At 65.2% G+C, this 26,350-nt stretch carries 19 protein-coding genes; 5 read left to right on the plus strand and 14 right to left on the minus strand.

Annotated features, from left to right (window positions below; translation table 11 throughout):
- Positions 1-7: 7 nt before the first annotated feature.
- From ASF34_RS05220 to ASF34_RS05275, 12 genes are all read right to left on the minus strand, one after another.
- Positions 8-2,839 carry a DUF4159 domain-containing protein gene (locus ASF34_RS05220; protein ID WP_056159342.1) on the minus strand — a complete coding sequence of 944 codons (2,832 nt, stop codon included), beginning with the start codon at positions 2,837-2,839 and terminating at the stop codon, positions 8-10.
- Positions 2,840-2,849: 10 nt separating this feature from the next.
- Positions 2,850-3,764, minus strand: coding sequence for a DUF58 domain-containing protein (locus ASF34_RS05225; RefSeq protein ID WP_056159343.1), 915 nt, complete (start codon positions 3,762-3,764; stop codon positions 2,850-2,852).
- A gap of 4 nt (positions 3,765-3,768) precedes the next feature.
- Positions 3,769-4,779, minus strand: coding sequence for an AAA family ATPase (locus tag ASF34_RS05230; protein ID WP_056159346.1), 1,011 nt, complete (start codon positions 4,777-4,779; stop codon positions 3,769-3,771).
- A 177-nt stretch (positions 4,780-4,956) separates the two neighbouring features.
- Positions 4,957-5,964 carry a thiamine-phosphate kinase gene (gene thiL, locus ASF34_RS05235; RefSeq protein WP_018044696.1) on the minus strand — a complete coding sequence of 336 codons (1,008 nt, stop codon included), beginning with the start codon at positions 5,962-5,964 and terminating at the stop codon, positions 4,957-4,959.
- Entirely contained in the window at positions 5,961-6,440 is a 480-nt protein-coding gene (gene nusB, locus ASF34_RS05240; protein ID WP_056159349.1) for a transcription antitermination factor NusB, read from the minus strand. The genes thiL and nusB overlap by 4 nt, the downstream gene beginning before the upstream one ends.
- A 7-nt stretch (positions 6,441-6,447) precedes the next feature.
- A complete protein-coding gene (gene ribH / locus ASF34_RS05245) occupies positions 6,448-6,957 on the minus strand; it encodes a 6,7-dimethyl-8-ribityllumazine synthase (RefSeq protein WP_026176085.1) in 510 nt (169 codons plus the stop codon).
- A gap of 209 nt (positions 6,958-7,166) precedes the next feature.
- Positions 7,167-7,802 (minus strand): riboflavin synthase, encoded by a 636-nt coding sequence (locus ASF34_RS05250; RefSeq protein ID WP_056159352.1) that lies wholly within the window; start codon positions 7,800-7,802, stop codon positions 7,167-7,169.
- The gene (gene ribD, locus ASF34_RS05255; protein ID WP_082494074.1) at positions 7,803-8,891 is read right to left on the minus strand and encodes a bifunctional diaminohydroxyphosphoribosylaminopyrimidine deaminase/5-amino-6-(5-phosphoribosylamino)uracil reductase RibD; all 1,089 of its coding nucleotides are present in this window, start codon (positions 8,889-8,891) and stop codon (positions 7,803-7,805) included. It abuts the gene before it with no gap.
- A 38-nt stretch (positions 8,892-8,929) separates the two neighbouring features.
- A complete protein-coding gene (gene nrdR / locus ASF34_RS05260) occupies positions 8,930-9,505 on the minus strand; it encodes a transcriptional regulator NrdR (RefSeq protein ID WP_056159480.1) in 576 nt (191 codons plus the stop codon).
- Positions 9,506-9,615: 110 nt separating this feature from the next.
- Complete coding sequence (glyA, locus tag ASF34_RS05265; RefSeq protein ID WP_018044703.1) at positions 9,616-10,920, minus strand: serine hydroxymethyltransferase; 1,305 nt, start codon at positions 10,918-10,920, stop codon at positions 9,616-9,618.
- Between the two features lie 311 nt (positions 10,921-11,231).
- Positions 11,232-11,822 (minus strand): thiol-disulfide oxidoreductase DCC family protein, encoded by a 591-nt coding sequence (locus ASF34_RS05270; RefSeq protein WP_338011523.1) that lies wholly within the window; start codon positions 11,820-11,822, stop codon positions 11,232-11,234.
- 29 nt (positions 11,823-11,851) lie between these two features.
- A complete protein-coding gene (locus tag ASF34_RS05275) occupies positions 11,852-13,150 on the minus strand; it encodes a L,D-transpeptidase family protein (RefSeq protein WP_026176088.1) in 1,299 nt (432 codons plus the stop codon).
- A gap of 293 nt (positions 13,151-13,443) precedes the next feature.
- Here ASF34_RS05275 and ASF34_RS05280 point away from each other — a divergent pair, with 293 nt between their 5' ends.
- The 3 genes from ASF34_RS05280 to ASF34_RS05290 all read left to right on the plus strand — a co-directional run bounded on the left by ASF34_RS05280 (position 13,444) and on the right by ASF34_RS05290 (position 17,053).
- Entirely contained in the window at positions 13,444-13,785 is a 342-nt protein-coding gene (locus ASF34_RS05280; RefSeq protein ID WP_244478899.1) for a hypothetical protein, read from the plus strand.
- Between the two features lie 42 nt (positions 13,786-13,827).
- Positions 13,828-14,829, plus strand: coding sequence for a DUF1775 domain-containing protein (locus ASF34_RS05285; protein ID WP_056159358.1), 1,002 nt, complete (start codon positions 13,828-13,830; stop codon positions 14,827-14,829).
- A 136-nt stretch (positions 14,830-14,965) separates the two neighbouring features.
- The gene (locus tag ASF34_RS05290; RefSeq protein ID WP_156465631.1) at positions 14,966-17,053 is read left to right on the plus strand and encodes a TonB-dependent receptor family protein; all 2,088 of its coding nucleotides are present in this window, start codon (positions 14,966-14,968) and stop codon (positions 17,051-17,053) included.
- A 180-nt stretch (positions 17,054-17,233) separates the two neighbouring features.
- On the opposite strand, the gene ASF34_RS05295 is transcribed toward ASF34_RS05290, so the two are convergent.
- Entirely contained in the window at positions 17,234-19,654 is a 2,421-nt protein-coding gene (locus ASF34_RS05295) for a penicillin-binding protein 1A (protein WP_056159361.1), read from the minus strand.
- Positions 19,655-19,827: 173 nt separating this feature from the next.
- Positions 19,828-21,102 carry an N-acetylmuramoyl-L-alanine amidase gene (locus ASF34_RS05300; RefSeq protein ID WP_018044709.1) on the minus strand — a complete coding sequence of 425 codons (1,275 nt, stop codon included), beginning with the start codon at positions 21,100-21,102 and terminating at the stop codon, positions 19,828-19,830.
- Between the two features lie 772 nt (positions 21,103-21,874).
- On the opposite strand from ASF34_RS05300, the gene ASF34_RS05305 reads away from it, so the two are divergent.
- Positions 21,875-24,880, plus strand: a complete 3,006-nt coding sequence (locus ASF34_RS05305; RefSeq protein ID WP_056159364.1) for an Rne/Rng family ribonuclease — start codon at positions 21,875-21,877, stop codon at positions 24,878-24,880.
- Between the two features lie 476 nt (positions 24,881-25,356).
- On the plus strand, positions 25,357-26,331 hold the full coding sequence (locus tag ASF34_RS05310; protein WP_244478900.1) for a TorF family putative porin: 975 nt from the start codon (positions 25,357-25,359) through the stop codon (positions 26,329-26,331).
- The last annotated feature ends 19 nt before the right edge of the window (positions 26,332-26,350 follow it).

The following is a 26,350-nucleotide window of genomic DNA, read 5'->3' on the forward strand; positions in this document are numbered from 1 at the left end:
AAGGCCATCACTGTCCCAACCGCTCCAGCAGGGCCGGGACGTGGACCTGATCCGCCTTGTAGTTGCCTGTCAGCGTGTAGATCACGAGGTTGATGCCGCCGCGGAACGACATCTCGCGCTGGCGCTGGTCGCCGCCGACGATGGGGTAGAGCGCCTCGCCGCGCTTGCCCACCGCCCAGGCGGCGGCGAGGTCGTTGCCCGTGATGACGATGGGGGAGACGCCGTCCCCGGCCCGCGCGGGGCGGCGTTCGGCCCCGTCTCCGGCGGGCGGCAGGGTCTCGACCCAGGTCTGGCCGGTGGCGTAGCGGCCGGGGAAATTGTCCACGAGGTAGAAGGCCTTGGTGAGCACGTGGTCCGCCGGAACCGGCTCCAGTTCGGGCACTTCCAGGGTGGAGAGCATCTTGCGCAGATAGGCCCCCTCCGGTGTCGGCGGGCCGCCCGGCCGGGCGGTCAGCGCGTCGCGGGTGTCGAACAGGACCGTCCCGCCGTTGCGCATGAAGGCGTCGATCCGGCGGATCGCGGCCTCGCTCGGCTGGGGGCGGCTCGCGACGATGGGCCAATAGATGATCGGATAGAAGGCGAGCTCGTCCTTGCCCGGATCGATGCCGATCGGGTCGCCAGGCTCCAGGGCGGTCCGGCTGGCCAGCATCTGGGTCAGGCCGTTGAGCCCGGCGCGGCTGGCCGTATCCGTCGCCTCGTCGCCGGTGACGACGTAGGCCAGACGGGTGGCGAGGGCGGAGTCGAACGTGTTCGGCCGCGCGCCCTCCTGAGCATGCGCGCCGCGCGGCGCACCCATGATGCCGATGCCGGCCACGATGAGCAGTGCCGCCGCCCGTCCGGCGAAGCGTCCGAGCAGCCCCCCGCGCGAGCGGTTGAAGAGACCGCCGAGCCAGAGGCCGGCGAGGGTGTCGAGGATCAGCAGCATCAGCGCCACGGTAAACAGCGTGGCGCGCAAGTCGAGGGTGTCTCCCCCGGTGAGCGAACCGGTGCGGGCGTCGGTGAAGGCCGACAGGTCGAGGGGTTTCAGCCGGTCGTCGGGCCGGAGCGCGTTCACGGCGACTCCGCCATCGGCCGGGCCATAGAACCCGGCCGGGTGTTCGAGGCTGGCGCGCTCGCCGTAATCGTCCGGCACCGCCGTGGCGCCGGCGGGCGGGCTGCCCAGCGCCCCGAACCCATCGAGGGTGAGGCGGGGCGCCAGAACGGCGGCGGCGGGCCGCGCCGACCCCTCCCCTCCATTCGGAGACGCGCTGCCCGACAGGGCGACCACGCGGCGCAGCATGTCGATGAACAGGCCGGAGAGCGGCAGGTTCGACCAGGTCGTGTCTGCGGTGACGTGGAACAGCACGATCTGCCCCTTGCCACGCTTCTCGGCGGTGACGATGGGCGTGCCGTCCTGCAGCGAGGCCCAGGTCCGCCCCGGCAGGTCGCCATCCGGCTCCGCAAGGATCTGGCGGCGCACGCCGATATCCGCCGGTGGCACCAGCCCGGCAAACGGACTCTCCGGGGCAAAGGTCGCGAGCGTCCTGGGGCTGTCCCAGGACAGGGTGCCGCCCAGGGTCCGGCCGCCCCGGCGCAGGCGCACCGGTACCAGGGTGTCGTTGCCGGCCGCCAAGCGCGGCCCGGCGAAGCGCAGCAGCAGGCCGCCCTCGTTCACGAAACTCGCCACCCGGCGCATGGTCGCCTCGTCGAGGGCGCCCACATCGGCGAGGACCAGCACCGAGACCTGATTGTCGAGGAGCTGCCCGACGGATTCGGCCACCCCCTTGGCCCCGCGTGCCTCCTGGACGTCGGCGAAGGGGGTGAGCGCGCGGGAGAGATAGTAGGTCGGGGCCAGGAGCGGCTGGGCCTGATCGTTGGTGCCGCCGAAGACTAGGCCGACCCGTCGGCGCTTGCCGCGCTCGTCCATCAGCGTCACCGCGCCGGCCGAGCCCTCGGCGGCGATCTCCAGCCGGCTGATGCCGTTGCGGAGCTCTACGGGGAGCTCGAACGTGACCTCGGTTTCGGTGGCCCCGTCGGCGAAGCGGAAATCGTGCTCGGCCAGGGGCAGGCCCTTCTGGTCGAGGGCGCGGACCAAGCCGGCATCGCGGCCATTGGCCGAAGCGCGCAGCACATGGGCGCTGAGCTTGCCGCCGCTCTCGGCCGCGGTGAGGGCCAGAGCCGGTGGCCGGTCGGCGCGCAGGATGGTGAGACGGGCGCCGGCTTTGTTCAACGCATCGGACAAACCCTTGCCGAACGCATCGGATGCGGCACCCGCAACGCCATCGGTGATCCAGACCACAGCGACCGCCGGATGGCGGTCGAGGAAGGCTCCGATGGCGGTCAAATGGACGTCGCGTTGCGGTAGATGGGAGCGCGGCGCGACGGCCCGGAGCCGGTCCAGGGCGGCGGCGGGCGTCTTCGCTTCCAACGCCGCCGGGGCGTCGGCGTCGGCGAGGGCGACCACGGCCACGGGGCGACCGTCCCGCGAGGCCGCTTCGATCTCGTCGGTGGCGGCGCGCATGCGCTCGCGCCAGTCATGCGCGGCGGAAAACCCGTTATCGATCATGACGATGAGCGGCGTCCGCCCGGAGGTCGCGCCGGTGCCAGACGGGTTCCAGACCGGCCCGGAGACCGCAAGGATCAGGCAGGCCGCGGCGATCATCCGGAGGATCAGCAGCCAGGGAGGGGTCCGCGCCGGCGTCTCGCGCTTGGCCAGCAGGTCGGCCATGATCCGCAGGGGTGGAAACTCGATCCGCTGCGGCCGAGGCGGCGTCACCCGCAGCAAATACCACAATGCCGGCAATGCGATAAGCGCCGCGAGCGCCAGCGGCGCGGCGAAGGTCAGGGGCAATCCGAACATGTGCTGCTCCTCACCCCGTCCCGCGCGCGGCGGCGACCAGCGTGAGGAGACGCAGGGCCGCCTCGCTCGCCGGCCGGTCGGTGCGATGGATCGTCCGGGTCCAGCCCTGGGCACGGGCGATCTCGGCGAGTCCGTCCCAATGCGCGGCGATTCGGGTGCGATAGGCCACCCCCCACGACGCCGCGTCGCCGATATCGAGGCTCATCTTGGTCTCGGGGTCGTGCAGCACGGCCTGGCCCGCGAAGGGAAAGGTCTCCTCCACCGGGTCGACCACCATGACGAGATGGCCTCTCGTGCCGGAGCCCGCCAGGGAGCCCACCGCCTCTCTAAGCTGTTCCAGCGGCGAGAGAAAATCGCTGACAAGGATCGCCTCGTCGAAGCGGCCCGGCGTGGCGCGCGGCGGCATGTCCTGCTCAAGACCGGCTTTGTCGGCCACCAGAGCCTGCGCCATGGTCTCGACGATGCGGCGTGAGGCCGTGGCCCTGGTGAGACCCAGAAGCCCCGCCCGCTCGCCCCCCTCGACCAGGGCGTCGGCAACGGCGAGGCCGAGCACGAGGGCGCGCTCGACCTTCGGGCCCTGACCGAGGCTCGACGCGAATCCCATGGAGGCGGACCGGTCGATCCAGAACCAGATGTTGTGGGTCGCCTCCCATTCGCGCTCGCGCACGTACAACCGGTCGTCGCGGGCGGAGCGGCGCCAATCCACCCGCGCCGCCGCTTCGCCCGCTACGAAGGGCCGGAACTGCCAGAAACTCTCCCCCTGCCCCGCCCGCCGTCTGCCGTGCAGGCCATGCGCCAGCGTCGAGGAGACACGGCGCGATTCGAGGATCAGACGCGGCATCCGCTCGGCGAGAGAGAGTGCGCCTTCGGTCTCGTGTCGCCCAGGAGCGCGCTGGGCCGCGTCGAGAATCCGGGTGGCGATCATACTGTTAAAGCTTCGCGGCCAGCTGGGCGATGATCCCCGGCACGGTCTCACCGTCGGCGCGCGCAGCGAAGCTCAAGGCCATGCGGTGCTTGAGCACGGGCTCGGCCAGCACCTTCACATCGGCCACTGAGGGGGCGACGCGGCCTTCGATCAAGGCCCGGGCCCGCACCGCCAGCGTCAGCGCCTGACTGGCGCGGGGGCCAGGCCCCCACAGGAGCTTGCCCTTCAGGGAAGGGTCCCCTCCTTCCGGCCGCGCGGAGCGGACGAGATCGAGGATCGCATCCACCACCGCATCGCCCACCGGCAGACGGCGCACGAGGCGCTGCGCCGTGAGAAGCGCCTCCGTGGACATCACCGCCTGTGGGGTGTGGTCGCCGACGCCCGTGGTCTCGATGAGAATCCGGCGCTCGGCGGTGCGATCGGGATAGCCGACGTCGATCTCGAGCAGGAAACGGTCGAGCTGCGCCTCCGGGAGCGGGTAAGTGCCCTCCTGCTCGATCGGGTTCTGCGTCGCCAGCACGTGGAACGGGCGCGGCAGGTCGTGACGCTCGCCCGCCACCGAGACGAAATTCTCCTGCATCGCCTGCAGCAGAGCGGATTGGGTGCGCGGGCTGGCCCGGTTGATCTCGTCCGCCATCAGCAATTGCGTGAAGACCGGGCCGCGCACGAAGCGGAACGAGCGGCGGCGGTCCTGGTCCTCGTCGAGGATCTCGGTGCCGAGAATGTCGGAGGGCATCAGGTCGGGGGTGAACTGCACCCGGCGGGCGTCGAGCCCGAGCACGGTGCCGAGCGTCTCCACCAGCTTGGTCTTGGCGAGGCCCGGAAGGCCGACGAGGAGACCGTGGCCGCCGGCCAGGATGGTGATGAGGGCAAGGTCGACGACCTTCTCCTGGCCGAAGATGACCTTGTGAATGGCGTCTCGCGCCTGTCCCACCTGGCCGAGACACGCCTCCGCGGTGGCAACGATGCCGTCGTCGAGGGAGGTGGCCGGGGCCGGTGTGGAGCCTGAAGTCATGCGTTCGATCCCGGTTTGCCACTCCGCCGGCAGACCGGATCAAAGCAGCGCGGACTTGTAGCCTGACGGCCACTTTGGGACGGAGTGTGGCGTTCTTTTCCGGATGCTGGCAAGGTCGACGCGACGACGCAGGTGTTTTGCCAGATATTGGCGCTCTTTCCGCCAGGCTCCGAGCGATCAGAAGTGGCTGAACGACCGCGTGGTGAAGGCGTGTTCGCTGCCGTCCGGCCGACGGAAAACGGGCGCCCGATCTCCGGCTACGACAGTCCCTATCCGTGCGAGCGGGATGCCGACGGCAAGGCTCTCGTCGATGAAGGCGTCGACTTGGTTCGGTGCCACGGCGCAGAGGATCTCGTAATCATCGCCACCGGTGACGATGGTGTGGATGAGCCCAGGGTCGAGAGCGAGCGCTTCCCGTGCGGAATCGGACAGCGGTACGTCCGAGAGGATGATCTCGGCGCTGCGGCCACCTCCCGCCAGCATCTTCGTCAGATCGCCGGCGAGTCCGTCCGACACGTCCATCGCAGCACGCACATGGCGGCGTAAGCTCCGCGCGAGGGAAATACGCGGCCTGGGATGGCGGTAGCGGTCGATGAGAACGCCGCGCGCTGCCGATCCGAGGTGCTCGCCCCATTTCGGCATGGAGCCGTCGAGAAGCCGCAAGCCAAGCGCCGCATCACCGATCGTGCCACTGACGCAGAGGATGTCGCCGATCTCGGCCGTCATCCGCCGGACCATACCGCCGTGCGATACCTCGCCGATGGCGGTGACCCCGATGAGGGCGGGACCGGCCGAGCGGACGGTATCGCCTCCGAGGAGTGGGCAGCCGAACGCCATTGCCGCCTCGCTCAGGCCAGTGGCGAAGCCGGCAAGCCAGTCTTCGGTCCAATCGTCGGGCAAGGCGAGGGTCAGGAGGAACCCGCGCGGCGTCGCGCCCTTCGCCGCGATGTCGGACAGGTTCACCCCGAGCACCTTGCGTGCGATCGAGGCAGGGGGATCATCGGGCAGATAGTGGACGCCCTCGACGATCGCGTCGGCGGTCAGGACGAGATCGCAGCCGGGACTCGGCGCCAGGGTGGCGGCGTCGTCGCGCAACCCATCGGCACCATGCCCCGCCAACGGCGCGAAGTAGCGCGCGATCAGCCCATCTTCCGTGGGGCGGGAGGCGGGGGGATTTGTCTTCAAGCGCGCCCGGAACCGGGAAGCCCGGCGAATTCCGATCCACGAACCTCGCGGGCGACCTTGTCGAGGACGGCGTTGACCATGCCGGGCTCGTCGCCGGCATAGAAGCTGTGAGCCACATCGATATATTCCGAGATCGCGGCACGTGCCGGCACGTCCTTGCGGAACATGATTTCGTAGGCTCCAGCACGGAGGATGGCGCGCAAGACCGCCTCGATGCGCTTCAGAGGCCAGCCGCTGGACAGGGCTTTGTCCAGCTGAGGATCGATGGCGCGCTGCTCCTCGACGACGCCACGCAGGAGGTCGCGGAAGAAAGCGATCTCCGCGGGCGGCTGCTCGATGCCATCGATGTCACGGCCGATCCAATAGGCTTCGAACTCGGCGAGCGCTTCGATGACGCCCTTATCGGAAATTTCCATCTCGTAGAGCGCCTGCACAACGGTGAGGCGTGCGCCGCTGCGCTCGATCGTCTTGGCCATGGGCTTCTCAATCCTCTCCCACGGGTGCGGCGGCTGCAGCGCGTTTCAGCGCCAGCACGGCCAAGGCCGCATCCGCGGCGCCCGCACCCTTGTTCAGGTCGGAAACGCGAGCACGGGCGAGCGCCTGCTCCATCGTTTCCACCGTCAGAATGCCGTTGCCGAGGGGCAGTCGCCCGATCACCGACAAATCCATGAGTGCTCGCGCGCTCTCGGTTGCCACGATGTCGTAATGGCCGGTTTCACCACGAATGACGCAGCCAAGGGCGACGGCGGCGTCGTAGGGCTGCCCCGCGCGAGCTGCCTCCTCCACTAGGATCGCTATGGCTGCGGGAATCTCGAGAGCACCCGGCACTGTCACGACGACACCCTCCGCTTCCGCCGCGTCGAGCGCACCCTGCGCGCCAGCGAGGAGTTCATCGGATATGTCGTCGTAGTAGCGCGCTTCCACCACGAGGACACGCGCGCCCTTTACGTTGGTGGGGGGGGCCGGGCGAGCGGCTGGTGAAGGCGAAACCATCGTGGGCCTTGTCTGTAGTGGCGGAGGGCGACATCGGCACCGACGTGACGAGTGAGCCTCGAGCGCGGATCGTTGGCGTCACCACCCAGTACGACCGGGTTGGCCCGGTTCGAAATCTTGCGACCGACTGCATCAGGAGCTTGGGTCGGCGACTTGGCGGCCGCTCGGCGAGCGATAGACCGAAGGGTGCGGTATCACAAGATAGCGCATCATGAGGCACGCTTCTCGAACAGCCGGGCCGCGTAGCGGGCGATGAGGTCGACCTCGAGATTCAGCCGGTCGCCGATTTGGCGCTCACCCCAGGTCGTCACCTCCAGGGTGTGGGGGATGAGAAGGACCGAGAAATGGTCGCCATCGATGGAATTGACGGTCAGCGACGTGCCGTCGAGGCAGACCGACCCCTTCTCCGCGATGAAGCGCGACACGGACGACGGTCCGCGCAGAAGAAAACGGTCGCTCGGCGACCATTGCGGATCGCCGGTGCCACCGGTCACGCTCTCGCGGGCGACGACCTCTGCCACTCCGTCCACATGCCCGGTGACAAGATGGCCGCCGAGCTCATCGCCAATCTTCAGCGAACGTTCGAGGTTGAGCCGCGTGCCCTCAGCCCAGCCGACGACGGTGGTCCGCGCGAGAGTTTCGGCAGCTGCATCGACAGAAAAGATACAACCCTGGGGGTCTGGCTCGATCGCCACCACGGTGAGGCAGGGGCCGGAACATGCGATCGACGCACCGAGAGCGAGGGTCGCCGGATCGTACGAGGATCGGATGCGAATGTGGCGCAGACGCTCATCCCCCTCGACGCTGAGGACCGTTCCTACATCGCTGACGAGGCCGGTGAACATCTAGACGCTCCGTTCGTAGGTGACAGACTGGTCCGGTCCGAACGCGCGAGTTTCGGTGACGTTGAAGCTGGGCTCGAGCAGGCGGGCCTTCAACGCCTCACCAACGGCCGGCAGGCCCCCTCCACCGATAGCGCGCGGGCCGGTAACGAGGGTGCAGACGTCGACCAGATCGGCAGCTGCCAGGGAATCGGCAAGATGCGGACCGCCTTCGCAACAGATTCGAGTCAGCCCGTGCTCTGCCAGACGTGCGAGAGCTGCAGACAGGTCGATCCGGCCACTCGAGCACGCTGTCACCTGGATCGTCTCGACGCCGAAGGATGCAAGCATCCGCTTGGCATGAATCGGGGCCGACCGTGTCGTCATCACCAGAGTCGGGATGTCGCGCGCACTACGCACGAGGTGCGAGGCCGGCGACAGACGCAGCGTCGAATCGAGGACAATGCGCAGCGGCGATCGTTGCGACAGGCCGGGCAGCCGCACCGTCAGTGACGGATCGTCAGCCCGTGCCGTACCAATCCCGACCAGGATCGCGTCGGCATGCGCGCGCCACAGATGGACCGCGCCATCGGCGATGGGACCGGTGATGCGCAGGCGCTCATCCGGCGCGCCAGACGCGAAGCCGTCCTGCGTGCGGGCGAGCTTGAGATGCAGGCTAGGGCGCCCTTTCGTGACGCGGGTGAAATGGCCGCGATGATCTCTCGCGGCCTCGTCCCGGAGCACATTCTGCGTCACGGCGATACCCGCCTGGGCGAGGCGCGCATGGCCCCTGCCCGCCACTCGGGAATCCGGATCTTCTATCGCCGTGACGACGCGGCTGATCCCCGACGCGATGATGGCGTCGACGCAAGGAGGGGTGGCTCCATGATGTGAGCAGGGTTCGAGCGTGACGTAAAGCGTTGCCCCGCGCGCGCCCTCGCCGGCCATGGCGAGAACGAGAGGCTCGGCATGCGGGCGCCCCCCTGGAGCCGTTACGCCCTGTGCGATCACGCGCTCTCTGCCCGTCTCTCCTGCGACCACAACCGCACCGACTGACGGATTGGGCCAGGTCCGCCCGAGATTTCGCCTGCCGATCGCCAGGGCGAGGCGCATGAAGCGACGATCTTGGTGAGTGTTCGTCTCAGGGGAATTCATAACCGCACCCGCGTTGCGCGCTTCAACGGATGTTTGGCCGGCGGACTCGCGCTGGGCGGCAGAACCTCACTGAGAGGCGATTCATCGCTCGCCTCTTCGTCTTGAAGCGGCGCAATGCCGGAGGTCTCCCCCAGGGTGCCGAGCAACGCCTTGAAGTCACTGGCCTCGCGGAAATTTTTGTAGACCGAGGCGAACCGGACATAGGCCACGTCGTCGAGACCCTTGAGCCCCTCCATCACCAGTTCGCCGATCGCCTCGCTGGCGATTTCGGCCTCGCCGCCGCTTTCCAACTGCCGGGTGATGCCGCTGACCAGCCGCTCGATCCGCTCCGGGTCCACAGGGCGCTTCCGCAGGGCCACACCGATGGAGCGCTGCAGCTTGTCACGATCGAACGGGACGCGCTTGCCCGAGCGCTTGAGCACGGTGAGTTCGCGCAACTGCACGCGCTCGAAGGTCGTGAAGCGGCCTCCGCAATCCGGGCAGACCCGACGGCGTCGGATCGCAGCAGAATCGTCGCTGGGTCGCGAATCCTTCACCTGGGTGTCGGGCCCGCCGCAATAGGGACACCGCATCGGGCGGATACCTGCATGGTTGGTGAGAAAACGAGAACGGCCGCGGATATGGGAATCCGCGGCCGTCTCTATCATGTCGGTGACGGCGGGTGCACCCGCCGTCGAACGTCTCAGCCGTAGATTGGGAAACGGTGGGTCAGGGCGTGGACCTTGTCCTTGACCGCGGCCTCGATGGCCGGATCGCCGGCATCGCCCTTGGCCACCAGACCGTCGAGTACTTCGACGATGAAGCCGCCGATCTGCTTGAATTCGGCGACGCCGAAGCCGCGCGAGGTGCCGGCCGGGGTGCCGAGGCGGATGCCCGAGGTGATGGTGGGCTTCTGCGGATCGAACGGAACGCCGTTCTTGTTGCAGGTGATGTCGGCGCGGCTGAGGGCCGCCTCCGCCGCCTTGCCCGTCAGACCCTTCTTCTGGAGGTCGACGAGCATCAGGTGGTTGTCGGTTCCGCCCGAGGTGATGTCGTAGCCACCCGTGATCAGGGTGTCGGCGAGGGCCTTGGCGTTCTCGATGACCTGCTTGGCGTAGATCTTGAACTCGGGCTTGAGCGCCTCGCCGAAGGCAACTGCCTTGCCGGCGATGACGTGCATGAGCGGACCGCCCTGGAGGCCGGGGAAGATCGCCGAGTTGAACTTCTTGGCGAGCGCCTCGTCGTTCGTCAGGATCATACCACCGCGCGGGCCACGCAGAGTCTTGTGGGTGGTGGTGGTGGCCACATGCGCGTGCGGGAACGGCGACGGGTGGACGCCGGCTGCCACGAGGCCTGCGAAATGGGCCATGTCGACGAAGAAATATGCGCCGACGGCATCGGCGATCTCACGGAACTTGGCGAAGTCCCAGTGGCGCGGATAGCCCGAGCCGCCGGCGATGATCACCTTGGGCTTGTGCTCGTGTGCGAGGGCCTCGACCTGCTCCATGTCGATGCGCTGGTCGTCGCGGCGCACGGTGTAGGAGACCGGCTTGAACCACTTGCCCGAGACGTTCGGGGGCGCGCCGTGGGTGAGGTGGCCGCCGGCGGCGAGATCGAGGCCAAGGAAGGTATCGCCCGGCTGCATGAGAGCCATGAACACGCCCTGGTTCGCCTGGCTGCCCGAATTCGGCTGCACATTGGCGAAGCCACAATCGAACAGGCGCTTGGCGCGCTCGATGGCGAGGTTCTCGGCGATGTCGACGAACTGACAGCCACCGTAGTAGCGACGGCCGGGATAGCCTTCCGCGTACTTGTTGGTGAGGACCGACCCCTGGGCCTCCAGCACCGCCCTCGAGACGATGTTCTCGGAGGCGATCAGCTCGATCTCATGCTGCTGCCGGCCGAGTTCCTGGCTGACGGCCTTGGCCACTTCCGGATCGGCGTCGGCCAGGGACGCATTGAAAAAGGAATTCGAGAAGTGCTTGTCGGCAGCGGTACCGGCGCTCATGGAAGGCCTCGATTGTTGAACGGGCGAAGGCGTCCGTTATCCGCTGGCGTTAAGCAGGCGGACGCTCGATGTGCAATTTACTACACGGGCCAGCGAGAGAGGCCAAGCACAGCTAATTTGTAGTCTCGGCCAAAAAAATTTCGGTGCATTCGGTATTCACGGTGGTGAATGACAGGGAGCACAAGGCGTTGCAGGGTCTGCCACGTCGCGGCCTGCAGCTTTGGGTCGCAGATTATGTGTCGAGTGTGGAAGCAACCGCGCCGGCTCCTAGCAAGGGCGGATTGGGCGCTGGCCAAGCCAGTGCCGGTCATTCAGGCCAGGAAGCGATCCGCGTCGGTAGGGGCGGGCCTATGACAGACGTCTTTCCGCCCGAATAGCACGAAGCGGCTGTTGGCTATGAGATCGTACAATGCCGTCTGCCCGCGCGTCGGAATGAGCCGCAGCGTCGCAGCCAAGGACCAGGGGAAGCCGAGACTGCTGGCAATCCGTATCGATCCCTCCAGCTTGAACCAAGCCCGCCCTTCGCACAGCAGGATGTTCGTCTCCAATCGATCCGTATCGAGGCCGTAATGTGCGTAGAGCGCCCGTCCTAGTGCCGACTGAGCCGAAAGGAACCGGAATCGTTTGGCGTGATCACGCTGCATGACGAACCGGATCCAGCCGACGCAGAGCGCACAATGCCCGTCGAAAATAATGATCGGACGGTCATCCGCGAATGATGGGACGGCCGGGTCGGTTCTGTAGCTGAAGGGATCTCGTTTCGACGGCATCCGCGCCATCCTTGTGGCGGCCGAAATCACGCTGTACGCGGCAGGAGCCGAAGAACGCCTCGCAACGCTCGGATGATCGGTTTGCTCCATCCACAACGATTCGGGCGAGACCCGGTGCCGGATCTCGCCCATATTCAGGCTGCGATTGTCGCGCCGAGAAATCAGTTTTCCTCGTCGCCCGGCTCGAAGCTCGGCACCTGCTCGGCGCTGGCCACAGGGGTCGGGGCCGAGAGGGTCGAAGGAACATTCACACCGTCGCGCTTATAGATATCGTCGCGGAACTGCACCGAGCCGTCCGGCGTCGCCCAAGCGGTGATGTAGGTCCAGTAAACCGGCACGGGGGTGCTGAGGGTTGCGTCGACGCGCTTGCCGCTCTCGATGGCCTGCTCGACCTGGTCGCGGCCCCAGCCGGGCGTGTCCTTGAGCAGCCAGGTGATGTACTCGCGCACGTTCTGAACGCGGACGCAGCCCGAGGAAATGAAGCGAAAGTCGTCGCCGTACACGCCCTTGGAGTTCGTATCGTGCATGAACACGCCGTGGGGGTTCGGGATGTTGATGCGCACGATCCCCATCGAGTTGAAGTCGGCGCCCGAATCCTGACGATAGCGGTAGCGCGTGCCCTCGTCCGAATTCCAGTTCACCGAGGCCGGCGAGATCTCGGTCTCACCGGTGAAGATGCGGATCTTGTTCTCGGTGAGGTAGTTCGGGTCCTTCTGCATCTTGGGGATGAGGTCCTTCTTCACGATGGAAGCCGGCACCGTCCAGAAGGGGTTGAAATTAATCTGCGTCGCCTTGGTGTTCATGATCGGCGACTGGCGATCGATCTTGCCGACACCGGCGGCGTGCAGGGTCACGACCTGGCCGTTCTCCACCGTCTGGACCAGGGCGGCGGGAATGTTCGTGATGACGAAGCGGTTGCCGAGGTTGCCCGAATACGAGCGCAGGCGGACGGCATTCACCTCGAGTTGCTTCAGGCGAATGTCGGCCGACACGTTCATGGCCTGCTGGGTGGCCGGGCTCATGGAGCCGGTCTGGCTCAAGCCATGTCGGGCCTGGAACCGCTTCACGCCGGCGGCCACATAGGAATCGTACACGTTCGATCCGCCGGAGGCGGAGTCGAGGTCTCCCGTCACCGTGAGGCGCTGGCGCAGAGCCGCCACTGCCGGTCCCTTGCTGCCGATGCGTAGCCGATCGGCGCCTGAGACCGGTCTCCAGCCGCCGCGCGCCACGATGTCCTTGTAGCGCTCGACCATCTGTTCCGTGGCCGCAATCGTCTGCGGCGACAGGATCGGCGTCGAGGAACGCTGCACCTGCATAGCCGAGGGTGCAGCGTAATCCTGCGCCCACTCGGCCTGGGCGAAACCGGCCTGCTCCCGTGCCGAGGCGGTTTGGGCGAAGGCGGCGACGCCGGCAAGGAGTACGAGACCCAATGAGCGGATGGGGTAAGCCTGTTTCAGCATCGGACGGAAACTCTGATCTGACCTGTGAAGCGGCACGAGGCCGTCGGGGCATGGCCGTGATTGAGAACGGCCACCGAAAGTCCTGTGCCGCGAACGTGTCGGGGCACGGTTAAGAAGTCATGCGGTCCGGGCTAGAATGTGGCGCCGTCAGATTAAATCTCCGCTTGTCCTGTACTGCAGCGCACATGCAACATCACGGCGCCACGCCTCGTCGACGGTATGGCGGGATCATGTCCGTTGGGGTAAGCGCTGGAGGTATGATGTCGGGAGATTCAGCGGCGGGCGGCGGACGCGTGATCACGGCGGTGATCGCGCTCTATGCGTTCGTGCTGCAGGTTTTCCTTGCGACTCTGATGCCACTCCCCGCGGCTGGTCATGCCGATCCGATCTGTTCTGGCCTGATGGATGGCGAACTCGCCGCGCAGCAGCCGGACGGTTCGTCCCACATCGGCCACAAGCTTTGCTGCACGTCGGCAGTCGCGATGGTGTCAGCTGATCAACCGGTGCTCGCGTCGAGCGCGATCGTCTGGCCGGCCCCGTCCGTCATCCATCTGATCTGGCGCGACGTAGCCGACCTCGGTGCACGCGGGCCACCGGGTTCTATCCCCCATCCGCGAGGTCCACCCGCGGCCTGAAGCGATTCGATACTTCGATTCCTTCAGACACGGACATTCATCATGAAACGGATCTTGTGGTCGGAGCTTGCCGCGGGGCTCCTCGTCACCCTCCCTACCGGCGCTGCCTTCTCTCACGCCACGATGGAGCGGACGGAGGCAAGCCCGAACGCGAGCTATCGCGGCGTGGTCCAAGTCACCCATGGCTGCAACGGCGAACCGACCAATCGGGTGAGCGTCACGATTCCTGAGGGTGTCATCGGCGCTAAGCCGATGCCGAAGCCGGGCTGGAGTGTGACAACGGAAAGAGGACCCTACGCCAAGGCCTATCCCTATTATCACGGCGACATTTCCAAAGGGGTGAAGACCATCACCTGGAGTGGTGGCCAATTGCCGGACGATCAGGTCGACGAGTTCACCTTCCTTGCCCGCATCTCCGATGCGTTCGCACCCGGCGAGACCGTGTACTTCCCGGTCGAGCAGGATTGCACGAATGGCAATTATCGCTGGAGAGACATCCCCGCGCCGGGGCAGGACGCCCATGCGCTGAAATCCCCCGCACCGGGCGTCACCATCGTCGCGGCTCAGGCCCTGGCACCGTCGCGCGCGGCGTCATCCTCCTCGGGCCAGATCAAGGCCGGCGACCTCACCATCGATACGCCGTGGATGCGCGCCACGCCCGGCGGCGCCACCGTCGCTGGTGGATATGTCCGAATCAGCAATACCGGCAAACTGGCGGATAAGTTGATCTCCGCTTCCGTCTCCATCGCTGCATCCGGGTCGATCCATTCCATGACGATGGATGGCGGGGTGATGAAGATGGCCGTGGTGGAAGGCGGACTTCTCCTGAAGCCCGGCGAGACCGTGGAGTTAAAGCCCGGCAGCTATCACCTGATGTTCGAGGGGCTGAAGGCATCGCCAAAAGTCGGCGAAACGATCTTGGGGAACTTGGTGTTCGAGCGCGCGGGCACCGTACCGGTCACCTTCGCCGTCGCGCCCATTGGTGCCAGGGCACCGAACGCGCCTGCAGCAAGCGAACCGGCGGCCGGACAACACCAGCACTGAGCGTCCGATTCCGGACCGGCTTCGCGCTTTGGCGGTTTCGCCAATCGCGCGCACTCCCTTTCTCTTTCAGGACCCGCCGCTCCTCTGCCTCGATAGGGCGGAGTGTTTCATGGCGTGGGATCCGGAGCTTCCTGCCATGCCGTCGTCACGTCTTCCGGGGGCGTTCGCGCTCATCCTCTTCTCCTCCACATCCGCCTTCGCTCAGGGCGTGGCGAATGCAGAACTGCCCGAGCTTAGCGTTCAAGGGACAACGCCCGGTTCACTCACCGTGCCGAGCGTTGCCGCACAGCGGGCTGCGGTGAACGCTACTGTCGGTTCCGTGGCTTTCGTCGATGCCAAGGACTTCCAGAATCGCTACGCCAATACCCTACGCGACGTCCTGAAGGACACGCCCGGCGTGTTCGTGCAGCAGCGCTACGGTCAGGAAATGCGCCTGTCGGTGCGCGGCTCGGGCATTTCGCGCGGCTTCCATCTGCGTGGATTGGAACTGCTGCAGGATGGCATCCCGGTGAACTCGGCGGACGGCAGCGGTGACTTCTACCAGATTGATCCGCTCGCTCTGCGCTCTGTCGAAGTCTATAAGGGTGGCAACGCGCTCACCTTCGGTGCGACGACCCTGGGCGGCGCAATCAACTTTGTCACGCCCACTGCCCAGACGGCCTTCGCGCCAAACATCCTGCGCGTCGATGGCGGCAGCTTCGGCACTATCCGAGAGCACTTCCAATTCTCGCGGATCTCCGGCCCAGCCGATTTCCTCATCAGTGGCACGCTGACCAATTCCGATGGTTTTCGCGACCACGAAACCCAGCGGACCCAGAATTTTAACGCCAATGTCGGCTACCGGCTCGCACCCGGTGTCGAGACGCGGTTCTACGTCGGCATCTACCTCACCGATCAGAAGCTGCCCGGAACGCTCAGACTCTGGGACGCGCTCGACAACCCGACCATGGCCAATCCGAGCGCCATTTCGGGCAACCAGTCGCGCAAAGTCGAGACGGAGCGGGTGGCCAATCGCACGTCGTTCGCCCTCGATGTGGGCAAGCTCGATATCGACACCTGGGCGATCCACAAATCGCTCTATCACCCGATCTTTGAGGTCATTGACCAGGACGGGTGGACCTACGGCATCTCCCCGCATTGGACCGGCACCTTCGACATCGGCGGATACCGCAACGACACGATCCTCGGCCTTCGTGCCTTCGCCGGGCAGAACTCGGCGCTGCAGTTCCGAAACGTCGCCGGACAGCGCGGCGCGCAGACCCTGAACGCGCTTCAGAGCTCCTCGAACTACGAGGCCTATGGCGAGAACCGGTTCTGGTTCCTGCCGGATGTCGCTCTGATGACCGGGGCGAAGGCGTTCTCCTCGAACCGGACCTATAGCGACAAGGGCGGCTTCGGCCCAAACCCGGCGGTGAAATTCGACAACCGGACCTATCAGGGGATCAACCCGAAGCTCGGACTGATCTGGCAGCCGCTGCCCGACATCCAAGTTTTCGCGGACATCACCCGCTCCCGCGACGTGCCGGACTTCACCGATCTGACCCAGACGATTGGGACGACGACGCAATTCGTGCCGCTTCAGGCCCAGCGGGCCTGGACCTACGAGGCTGGCACACGTGGCCGCCTTGACCGCCTCGCATGGGACGTGACGCTCTATCGCTCGGAAGTCCGGGACGAGCTCATCAACTTTTCTGTCGATCCGGGTCGCAACATCCCTGCGGCGACTTTCAATTCGCCGCGCACGATCCACCAGGGCGTCGAGGCGGCCGTTTCCCTCGACATCATCCGTGACCTCACCGGGGTCGGCGACCGAATCTCGGCGTCGCAGATCTGGACGCATAACGATTTACGGTTCGTCGGCGATCCGGTCTTTGGCGACAATCAAATCGCCGGCATCCCTCGGGACGTGCTGCGCAGCGTCGTCACCTATACCCACCCGAGCGGCTTCCACCTCAGCCCTTCGGTGGATTGGGTGCCGCAAGGCGCCTTCTCGGATCATGCCAACACCCTGCAGGTGCCCGGCTACACGCTGATCAACGTCCAAACCGGCATCGACTTCTCGAATGGGGTGTCGCTGTTCCTCGACGCCCGCAATCTCGCCGATACACGTTACGTCTCTGACGTGGCGGTGGTGAACAACGCAGTGACGATGGGCGGCAATCCGACCGCCTTCTACCCCGGCGTCGGTCGCAGCTTCTTCGGGGGCGTGCGGGCTTCCTTTTGAGTAAGGCGTTCCCATCACCCGGCAAAACCGCCGGATCGGATGGGGCGCAAGGCCGGACCGAGACGGGTTCTCAATTCCTCGTTGCCGGCTCCATGATCGCTTCGGCTTCCTGCGGCTTTTGAGTCATCGCGCGCAGGCAGCGCCCGATGACCCGGGATGGGATCCCCGCGGAGCTCGCTCTCAGTACAATCCACCAGCCTGTGCCGCACGGTCGGCGTCCGCCGGAACGGCGGCGGGAGCGGCCGGCGCCGCGACATAGGCGTCGGGCGGGGCGGTGCCCGGCTTGAACGCCTCGAGAATCGTACCGGAGCCTTCGCCGGAGCCGGCGCGCATGCCGGAGGCGACGTTGACGCGGATCAGCTTGATGCCGGGCGGCACACGGAACGGTGTCGGCGGCTTGTCCTTGAGGGCCTGTTTCAGGAAGTCGAGGGCCACAGGCGCCGCGAGACCGCCACCGGTGGCGCGGTCGCCGAGCGAGCGCGGCTTGTCGAAGCCGATATAGACTCCGACCGCGAGGTCCGGCGAGAAGCCGACGAACCACGCGTCCTTGGCATCGTTCGTCGTGCCGGTCTTGCCGGCGAGCGGCTTGCCGATCTGCTTCAGCAAGGTCGCGGTGCCGCGCTGGACGACGCCCTCTATGATCGAGACCATCTGGTAGGCAGTGAGTGGATCGAGGACCTGCTCCGAATCATCCACCAGCTTCGGCTCGTCCTGGCCGGACCACTTTTCAGCGTCGCAGCCGAGACACTTTCGGTTGTCGTGCTTGTAGATGGTTTCGCCGACACGATCCTGGATGCGGTCGATGAGGGTCGGACGAATACGGCGGCCGCCATTGGCCAGCATGGAATAGGCGGTGACCATGCGCATGACGGTCGTTTCGCCCGCCCCGAGCGACATCGGCAGGACGGGGAGCATATCGTCGTAGACACCGAAGCGGCGGGCGTATTCGGCGATGAGCGGCATGCCGACATCCTTGGCCAGCCGCACGGTCATCAGGTTCTTCGAATGCTCGATCCCGTAGCGGAGCGTATGCGGGCCGCCCGCCTTGCCGTCGTAGTTCGACGGAGACCACGCTTCCTGGCCGGGACCGGCCTCAATGGTGATCGGCGAGTCCTGTACGATCGAAGACGGCGTGTAACCGTTGTCGAGGGCGGCCGAGTAGACGATCGGCTTGAACGACGAGCCCGGCTGACGCTGGGCCTGCGTCGCACGATTGAACTGGCTCTCGTCATAGGAGAATCCCCCGACCATGGCGTGGACGCGTCCGGTATAGGGATCCATGGCGACGATGGCGCCGGAGACCTCCGGACGCTGGCGCAGCCGGTACTGTCCGCGTCCCCCGTCGATGGCCTCGACATAGATGACATCGCCGGCATTGAGCGCTGCCGATGGCGAGCGTCCGGTCCAGCGGGTGCCGTCGGCGGCGATAGTGCCGGTCTCACGCTCCTTCGAGACTTGACCGGATGCCTCGCGGCGGGGCTGCAAGCCGATCTGAGCCACGCCTCCCGTCGTGCTCAGGACGACGGCGAGGCGCCAAGGCTGGACGTCGCCGAGGCCCGGCACTTCGGCCACGGCGAGACCCCAATCGCGGCCGACGAGATCGACCTTCGCCTGAGCTCCCCGCCATCCGTGAGATTGATCGTAACGGATAAGGCCATCCACGAGCGCCTTGCGCGCCCAGGCCTGCATCTTCGGATCGAGGGTGGCGCGCACGGAGAGCCCACCCTCATAGAGCTTCTTTTCGCCGTAGCGTTCCGTGATCTCGCGGCGAACCTCTTCCGTGAAGTAGTTGGCATTGGCGGCGTTGGCGAAGGCGACGCGCGGGTTGACGCCGAGCGGCATCTTACGCGCGGCTTCTCCTTCTTCCTTCGTGATGTAGCCGTTCACGGCCATAAGGCCGATGATCTCGTTGCGTCGGTCGAGGGCCTTCTGGGTCTGACGATAGGGGTGATAGTTATTGGGGCCCTTCGGCAGCGCGGCCAGATAGGCAGCCTCGTTGATCGTCAACTCGTGGACGGACTTGCCGAAATAATCGAGTGCGGCGGCGGCGACCCCGTGCAGGTTGCGGCCAGGCACGATGGTGCCGAGGAAGATCTCGTTGAGGTAGAGCTCAAGGATCTTGTCCTTGGAGTAGGCCGACTCGATCCGCAGGGCGATCAACGCCTCCTTGATCTTGCGGTCGAAGGTCTGCTCGTTGGTGAGCAAGAAGTTTTTCGCCACCTGCTGGGTGATGGTCGAGGCGCCCTGCTTCTTGCCACTCTTGGCGTTGGTCAAGATCGCCCGCACGACCCCCTCGGGGTCGATGCCGCCATGCTTGTAGAAGTTCTTGTCCTCGGCCGAGAGGAAGGCGGCCACGACGATCTTCGGCATCGCCTGGATCGGCAGGTAGAGCCGGCGCTCGTTGGCATATTCTGCGAGCAGGCTGCCATCCGCTGCGTGGACGCGGCTCATCACCGGCGGCTCATAATTGGCGAGGGCGGCGTGATCGGGCAGATCCTGACTGTAGGTGTAATAGAAATACGCGCCGGCTGCCGACAGCAGCACGAACAACATCGCCCCGATGCTGAACAGGAAGCCGAAGAAACGAAGGATGAAGCGCATCCGGGTCCCGTCCGTCGATGATCTGCCGCTGCCGGTCCGGCCGAGAGGCGAGGATGACCGAGACCTCGATCGTCCCGGAAAGGCAAGAATGACGCGACGACCCGCGATCGTTCGGAAGGCGTGAGAGGCCTATTCCGAGCCGGGGCGCCGTGAGCCCCGGTTTCACACCGTATCTATGGTGAAACTGGGGCGATTGCCGCAGAGCGGCGCGGCGGCACCGGCCGTGTCAGGGAAGTACGGTTGGCGAAAAACGCGTCGATGGCTTTCGCCATCCCGCCTGTCACGTCGGCGCGCCAGGCTTCGGATTGCAGCAGGTCGAGGTCGCGCTTGCTCGACAGGTAGCCGAGCTCCACCAGCACTGACGGCACGTCCGGCGAACGCAGGACCACGAAACCCGCTTCACGATGCGGTTTGTTGCTCAGCTCCATGACGGGGCTGAGATAGGACATAAGACCCTTGGCGAAGCCCGACGAGAAGGTACGCGTCTCGCGCAGAGTGAGTTCCTGGAGGATGTCGGCGATGTGGCCGGGACCTTGGCCGGAATCTGTGCCGGCGGTCGAATCCGCCTTGTTCTCACGCTCTGCGAGCTTGGCCGATTCGGCGTCCGTGGCCTTTTCGGAGCCGGTATAGATCGTCGCGCCGCGCACTTGCGGGGCCGACGAGATGGAATCAGCATGGATCGAGACGAAGAGATCGGCGCTGGCCTCGCGGGCGATTCGCACGCGCTCGGCCAGAGGAACGAACACGTCGCGATCACGGGTCATCCGCACCCTGTAGCGGCCGGACGCTTCGAGCTTGCCGACGAGGGCCTGGGCGAACCCAAACACGATGTCCTTTTCGAAGATGCCCGAGGCAGCGATGGCGCCTGGATCGATGCCGCCATGCCCGGCATCGATCATGATCAACGGCCGGGAATCACTCGGTTCTGCCATGGCTTCCTTGCGGGCCGGAGGCGACGGGTCGTTTGCCACAGCGGCGCGACGGAAGGTGTCGCGGTCGGCCCGCTGGAACTCTATCGAGAGGAGGATGGCGCCGTCTCGCATGCGCGTCGTCGTTTCGATGCGCCCGACGGTGGCCGGCTGAGCAAGGTCGACGACGATGCGCGAGCGACCCGGAGCGAACAGGCCGTATCGGAAGGAAGAAACCAACCCTTCGCGGCGTCGTCCGGTGTCAGGTGCGAGTTGAAAGTTCACTTCCGTAAGATCGATAACGACCCGGTCGGGCCGCTCCATGACAAAGGTGCGCGCCTCGATGGATTTCGACAATGTGAGGGTCAGCTTGGTCGATCCGCCCGCACCGGTGGAGAGGTCCGCCGCGATGGCGACGGCCGATTGTTGCCCGGATACTGTCGGATTCGTCCGGATGTCGTCCTGGGCCACGACCGGAACGGCCATCACGAGGGCGGATAGGACAATTACGTGGCGCAGCAGGCGAGCGAGAGGCGGCATCGATCCGGCAGTCGTTGTCCTGAAACCAGGGGGCCGTTGGAACCAACAGACTTCCGGAACCAAGGGGCCTTGGGAAGCGCGAGTGTTCGATAAGGGATACGGCCGGGATGGTTAACCGTTCCTCTCCGGCCTCATGGCGTAAGCGGCCTGGATGTTGCTGTGGGGCGACAGGACCGAAGCGGATGCCCGCCTGGGCGCCAAGGCGTCAAAGTTGTGACGGCTATGCTCTTGCTGCTTGCCAAGCGCCCGCGACGATCTGTAATGGTACTGTCCCTCCCCGGGTGTCGTGCGGTCTCATTCGCGGCCCGCGAGAGCGTCCTGGCCAGTCGCCGTGTCGCCTCGCAGTCGGCTCTCCGCGTCAAGTTCGTCGGCGTTTTTGAATTCGGGTGGGTACCGGTGCATGCGGCGATCGTTTCGCCAAGTCGCCGTTCTGGAAATCAGCGGCCGGCATTTGCACGGTCTCAAAGTCTTCGTGAGGTCAGGGAGCGGATGGACGGACGCACAGCATCGGTTGCCGTTGCTCGTGTTCAAAGCGTACGCGTTTCGCGTGGCGCCGGTTCGCCGTCGGCCCTGGCCATGTTCAACCCCACGCGCGCCGATCACCGGCGCCTAGCGGCGGTTGACGGCAATCCCTTCCCCAAAGCCCCCCTGGCCCGCATCGTCGGGCCTGGGCGTGCGCTCCCCCCGACGCCCGATGGGCCGGAATCGGGCAGCGCTTCGCCGGGACAGTTCGGCTGCAGAAGGACGACGTCGATCGCCATGAAAGTCCGTCATGGCCAACAACAACAAGATGCTCATCGATGCGATGCACCCGGAGGAAACCCGGGTCGTCACGGTCCACGGGTCTAGGGTCGAGGAGTTCGACTTCGAGGCGGCCAATCGGCGTCAGCTTCGTGGCAACATCTACCTTGCCAAAGTGACGCGCGTGGAGCCTTCGCTCCAAGCGGCCTTCATCGAGTATGGCGGCAACCGCCACGGTTTCCTCGCCTTCAGCGAGATACATCCCGACTATTATCAGATCCCCCTCGCCGATCGTCAGGCGTTGCTGGAAGACGAGGCGCGGGACGCCGAGGAGCACCGCGAACGCGAGGAGCGCAAGCCGCGCCGCCGTTCGCGTGGGCGCCGTGCAGAGGCTGCGTCCGCCAAGACCAGCGAGACAGTGAGTGCCGAAGACGTTTTGGAGAGCGCCGAGGTAGGTCTTGCCGAGGAGCAGTTGCCTCAGGCCTCGGCACCGCCGAACAATGAATCCGGCGAGCATCCCAACGTATCAGACAGCGCCGGCGAGCTCGGCGGCGACGTGAGCGTGAATGACGAGGCCGCCCCTGCGGATGTCGTCACGTCCGAGGCCGTCGTCATCGAGCCCGGTTCGGATGAATCGTCCGATCTGCCGCCCGCTTCCCTCGAAGGCGAAGTCTCCGCACCGGTAGAGGCGACCTCATCTGTGCTCGAAGAAGCGGCGCCCGCCCAAGTCGACGTGGCGGAACCAGTCGCCGAGGGGCATCCCGATGCCCCCGTCCTCGAAGACGAAACCGACGAGGACGAAGAGACCGACGAAGATGAATCGGACGAGGACGACGATTCGGACGATGAGGAGGACGAATCCGACGACGAGGATTCGGACGACGAGCATGATGGCGAGGATGGCGAGCAAAAAATCGCCCAGGTCGGCGGTAACGGCGACGCTTTGGCCGAGATCCCCGAGCGCCCCCGCACCTATCGCCGCCACTACAAGATCCAGGAGGTGATCAAGCGCCGCCAGATCATCCTGGTACAAGTCGTCAAGGAAGAGCGTGGTACTAAGGGCGCGGCACTGACCACGTATCTGTCGCTGGCCGGCCGCTACTCGGTGCTGATGCCCAATACCGGCCGTGGCGGCGGCATCTCGCGTAAGATCACCTCGGCGGCCGACCGCAAGCGCCTCAAGGAAGTCGCCCAGGATCTTGAGGTTCCGGAAGGCATGGGCGTGATCTTGCGCACTGCCGGTGCGTCCCGGACCAAGCCGGAGATCAAGCGCGACTTCGAATATCTCATGCGCCTCTGGGAAAGCGTGCGTGAGTTGACGCTGTCCTCTTCTGCGCCTGCCCTGGTCTACGAGGAAGGTTCGCTCATCAAGCGCGCCATCCGCGACCTCTACAACAAGGATATCGACGACATCCTCGTGGCGGGCGACGAGGCGTACCGCGAGGCCCGCGACTTCATGCGCATGCTGATGCCGGGCCAGTCCAAAGTGGTGCAGCCCTATCGCGACCCGACGCCGATTTTCGCGCGCCACGGAGTCGAGCAACAGCTCGATGCGATGTTCTCGACGCATGTGACGCTGAAGTCAGGCGGCTACCTCGTCATCAACCCGACCGAAGCCCTGGTTTCCATCGATGTCAATTCGGGCCGCTCGACCCGCGAGCACGACATTGAGGACACGGCACTCCGCACCAATCTGGAGGCTGCCGAAGAGGTCGCCCGCCAGCTTCGCCTGCGCGATCTCGCCGGTCTCGTCGTGATCGACTTCATCGACATGGAAGAGAAGCGTAACAACCGGGCGGTCGAGAAGAAGCTCAACGATTGCCTGAAAAACGATCGCGCGCGCATTCAGGTCGGCCGCATCTCGCCCTTCGGTCTGCTCGAAATGAGCCGCCAGCGCATCCGCACTGGCATGCTGGAGAGCTCGTCGCTCCCCTGCGTCCATTGCGGCGGCTCGGGATATGTCCGCGCCACTGCCTCGGTGGCCCTTCAGATCCTGCGCGCCATCGAGGAGTCGCTTCTCAAGAGCACGACCCACAATCTCATCCTTCGCACCCGCACGGAGGCGGCGCTCTACATCCTGAACCAGAAGCGTGCGCATCTGCGCGAACTGGAAATCCGCTTTGGCGTCACCGTGACCATTGCCGCGGACGAGCGGCTGGCCGCGACATCGGCGTTCCAGCTCGATCGGGGTGAATTGGCGATCCGGAGCGAGGGTCCCGTGACCGGGGTCCGCGCCGTGGCGATCTCGCCTCAGCTCGATGCCGACGACGATATCGACGGCGACGATGAGGAAGAGGCCATCCTCAAGGCTGAGGCCGAACCGGTCGAGCCGGAGGCATCGCGCGAGAAGTCGGGCGAAAGCAATAGTGAAGGCCGATCGGGAGGTCGCCGTCGTCGCCGTCGGCGGCGTGGGGGGCGTCACGAGACCGGCGAATCGTCGGGGGATCACGCGACCGGCGAAGACGAGCAGTCCGGCGACGACGAGACCGACAGCGAGAGCCGGGACAACGACGATCAAACTGGCGAAGATTCGGATGGACGGGTTGGAGAGAATGACGGCGATGAGCTCGTCGTAGCGGATGTCCGGGACGGCGAGGCAACACCTCGGTCCGACTCGTCCGACGACGAGGGGGCCGGTCGCCGTCGTCGTCGTGGACGCCGAGGCGGACGCGGTCGTGACCGCACAGAAGGTCGCCCGCGCGAGAATGGCGAAGAGCAGCAGGCCGTGTCGGCCTCCTTCGAAGAGGTTGCTCAGGTTTCGACCGGCCTGCCTCAGGAGGCGTCGGAAACGGCACCCGCACCCGTTTCGGTAGACCTCCCGGTCGCTGAAGAGCCTTCGATACCTGCCGCTGAGGCGGCAGCTCCGGAGGTGTTGGTCAGCGATACGGTGGATTCAGACATTGCCGCGACGGAGCCGGTTCCGGCTGCAACTCCGGCCCCCGAGCCGGTAGCAGTCGTGCTAACGCCAATCGATCCGGATCGTCCGAAGCGCGCCGGATGGTGGTCGCGGACAAAGGCCGCGCTCACGGGCGATTAGTCCAACTCCCGATAACGCCTATCCCAACGTTCGATCGGGCCGCATCCAGACAGGATGCGGCCCGTTTCGTTTGTCGCTTCGAGGTCAGTGGGCGAGGCAACGACCTTTGACGGATCGAGAGACCGCATCCGCGGGCAGATTTCCATGGCCGAATGATAACTGTTGTGCATTGTTAGTATAAATATTGTTCTGAATGCTTTCAGTGATTACAAAAACCAATTTTTGAAATAATAATATGTGATTGATTGGGGCTTTTTCAGCAAAGCAATTTTTTTTCAGAAGCCGTGATCGCTTACGGTCGAGCAGAATTTGAAGACAAAGTATACGACGTCGGAAAGGACGGTTGTTATCCTGCTGTCTTCACCGTCGCGAGACGGCCGGAGTGTTTTCAAGTCGGCCTGGAAGCCCGGGGAATCTCTTTGCAAGAGGGTTTATGTTGTCACAACCTTTCTGGCCATCAATAAAAGGATCGGGCCATGCGCCGTTTATACACATCATTGCTCGCGTTCGGTACGCTTGCGGGCGCTCCTCTTTCACCGGCGATTGCTGCCGATCTGTCCGTTCCCAAAGCCATACCGGTCGAGGCGAAGGCCGCCGACCCACTCATCGGCTTCTCTTTCGGCTCGCGCTATCAGACGGACTATAACTTCCGCGGCGTGTCGCAATCGAACCTGCAGGGTAGCTATCAGACGTTTTTTGAAGCCCAGTTCCTGGACAACTTCGCCTATGCGGGGTTCGCCACCTATCAGACCCGCCTTCCGACCCGGCCGGACATGGAGTTCGATCTGATCGCCGGTATTCGCCCGACCTTCGGAAAGTTCGCCTTCGATCTCGGCATCCTGTACTATTTTTATCCCAACGAGCAGCAGGTCATCCTGCCGGGCGGCACGGCGTTTTCGACGAAGAACTCGGACTTCTACGAAGCCGCCGGTAAGATGCTCTACACCGCGACAGATCCGCTGACGCTGGGCACGAACGTGTTCTTTTCACCGAATTTCTTCGGTACGCACGCGATCAGTACCTATGCGTCCGGAACGGCCGCTTACACATTGCCGGCATCGCTGTTCCCGTTCCTGCCGGAGTCTTATGCGGGCGGGTTCTCGCTGTCGTCCGAGCTCGGCTACTTCTTTCTTGGCGCCGCAAAGAACTCGGCTACCGGATTCAACGCGGATATCGGGCGGTTCACTTCATTCAACCTGCCGAGCTACTTCTATGGGAACGTCGGCCTGTCCTACACCTACAAGAACATCGTTCTCGACGTACGCTACCATGATACCGATCTGACCAAGGCCGAGTGCGCCGCCTTCAGTGGTGACTTCCGCCAGGTGACCAATGGCGAAATTTCGAAATGGTGCGGCGATGCGGTGATCGGTTCGATCACCTTCCAGACATCCACGGCGGCACAGGGCATCTATGCCGAGCCGGGCGGGTTCCTGAACCTGTTCCGCTGAGCGCGGAGCCGAGCGACTA

The organism is Methylobacterium sp. Leaf106, from assembly GCF_001422895.1.
Lineage (GTDB): Bacteria > Pseudomonadota > Alphaproteobacteria > Rhizobiales > Beijerinckiaceae > Methylobacterium > Methylobacterium bullatum.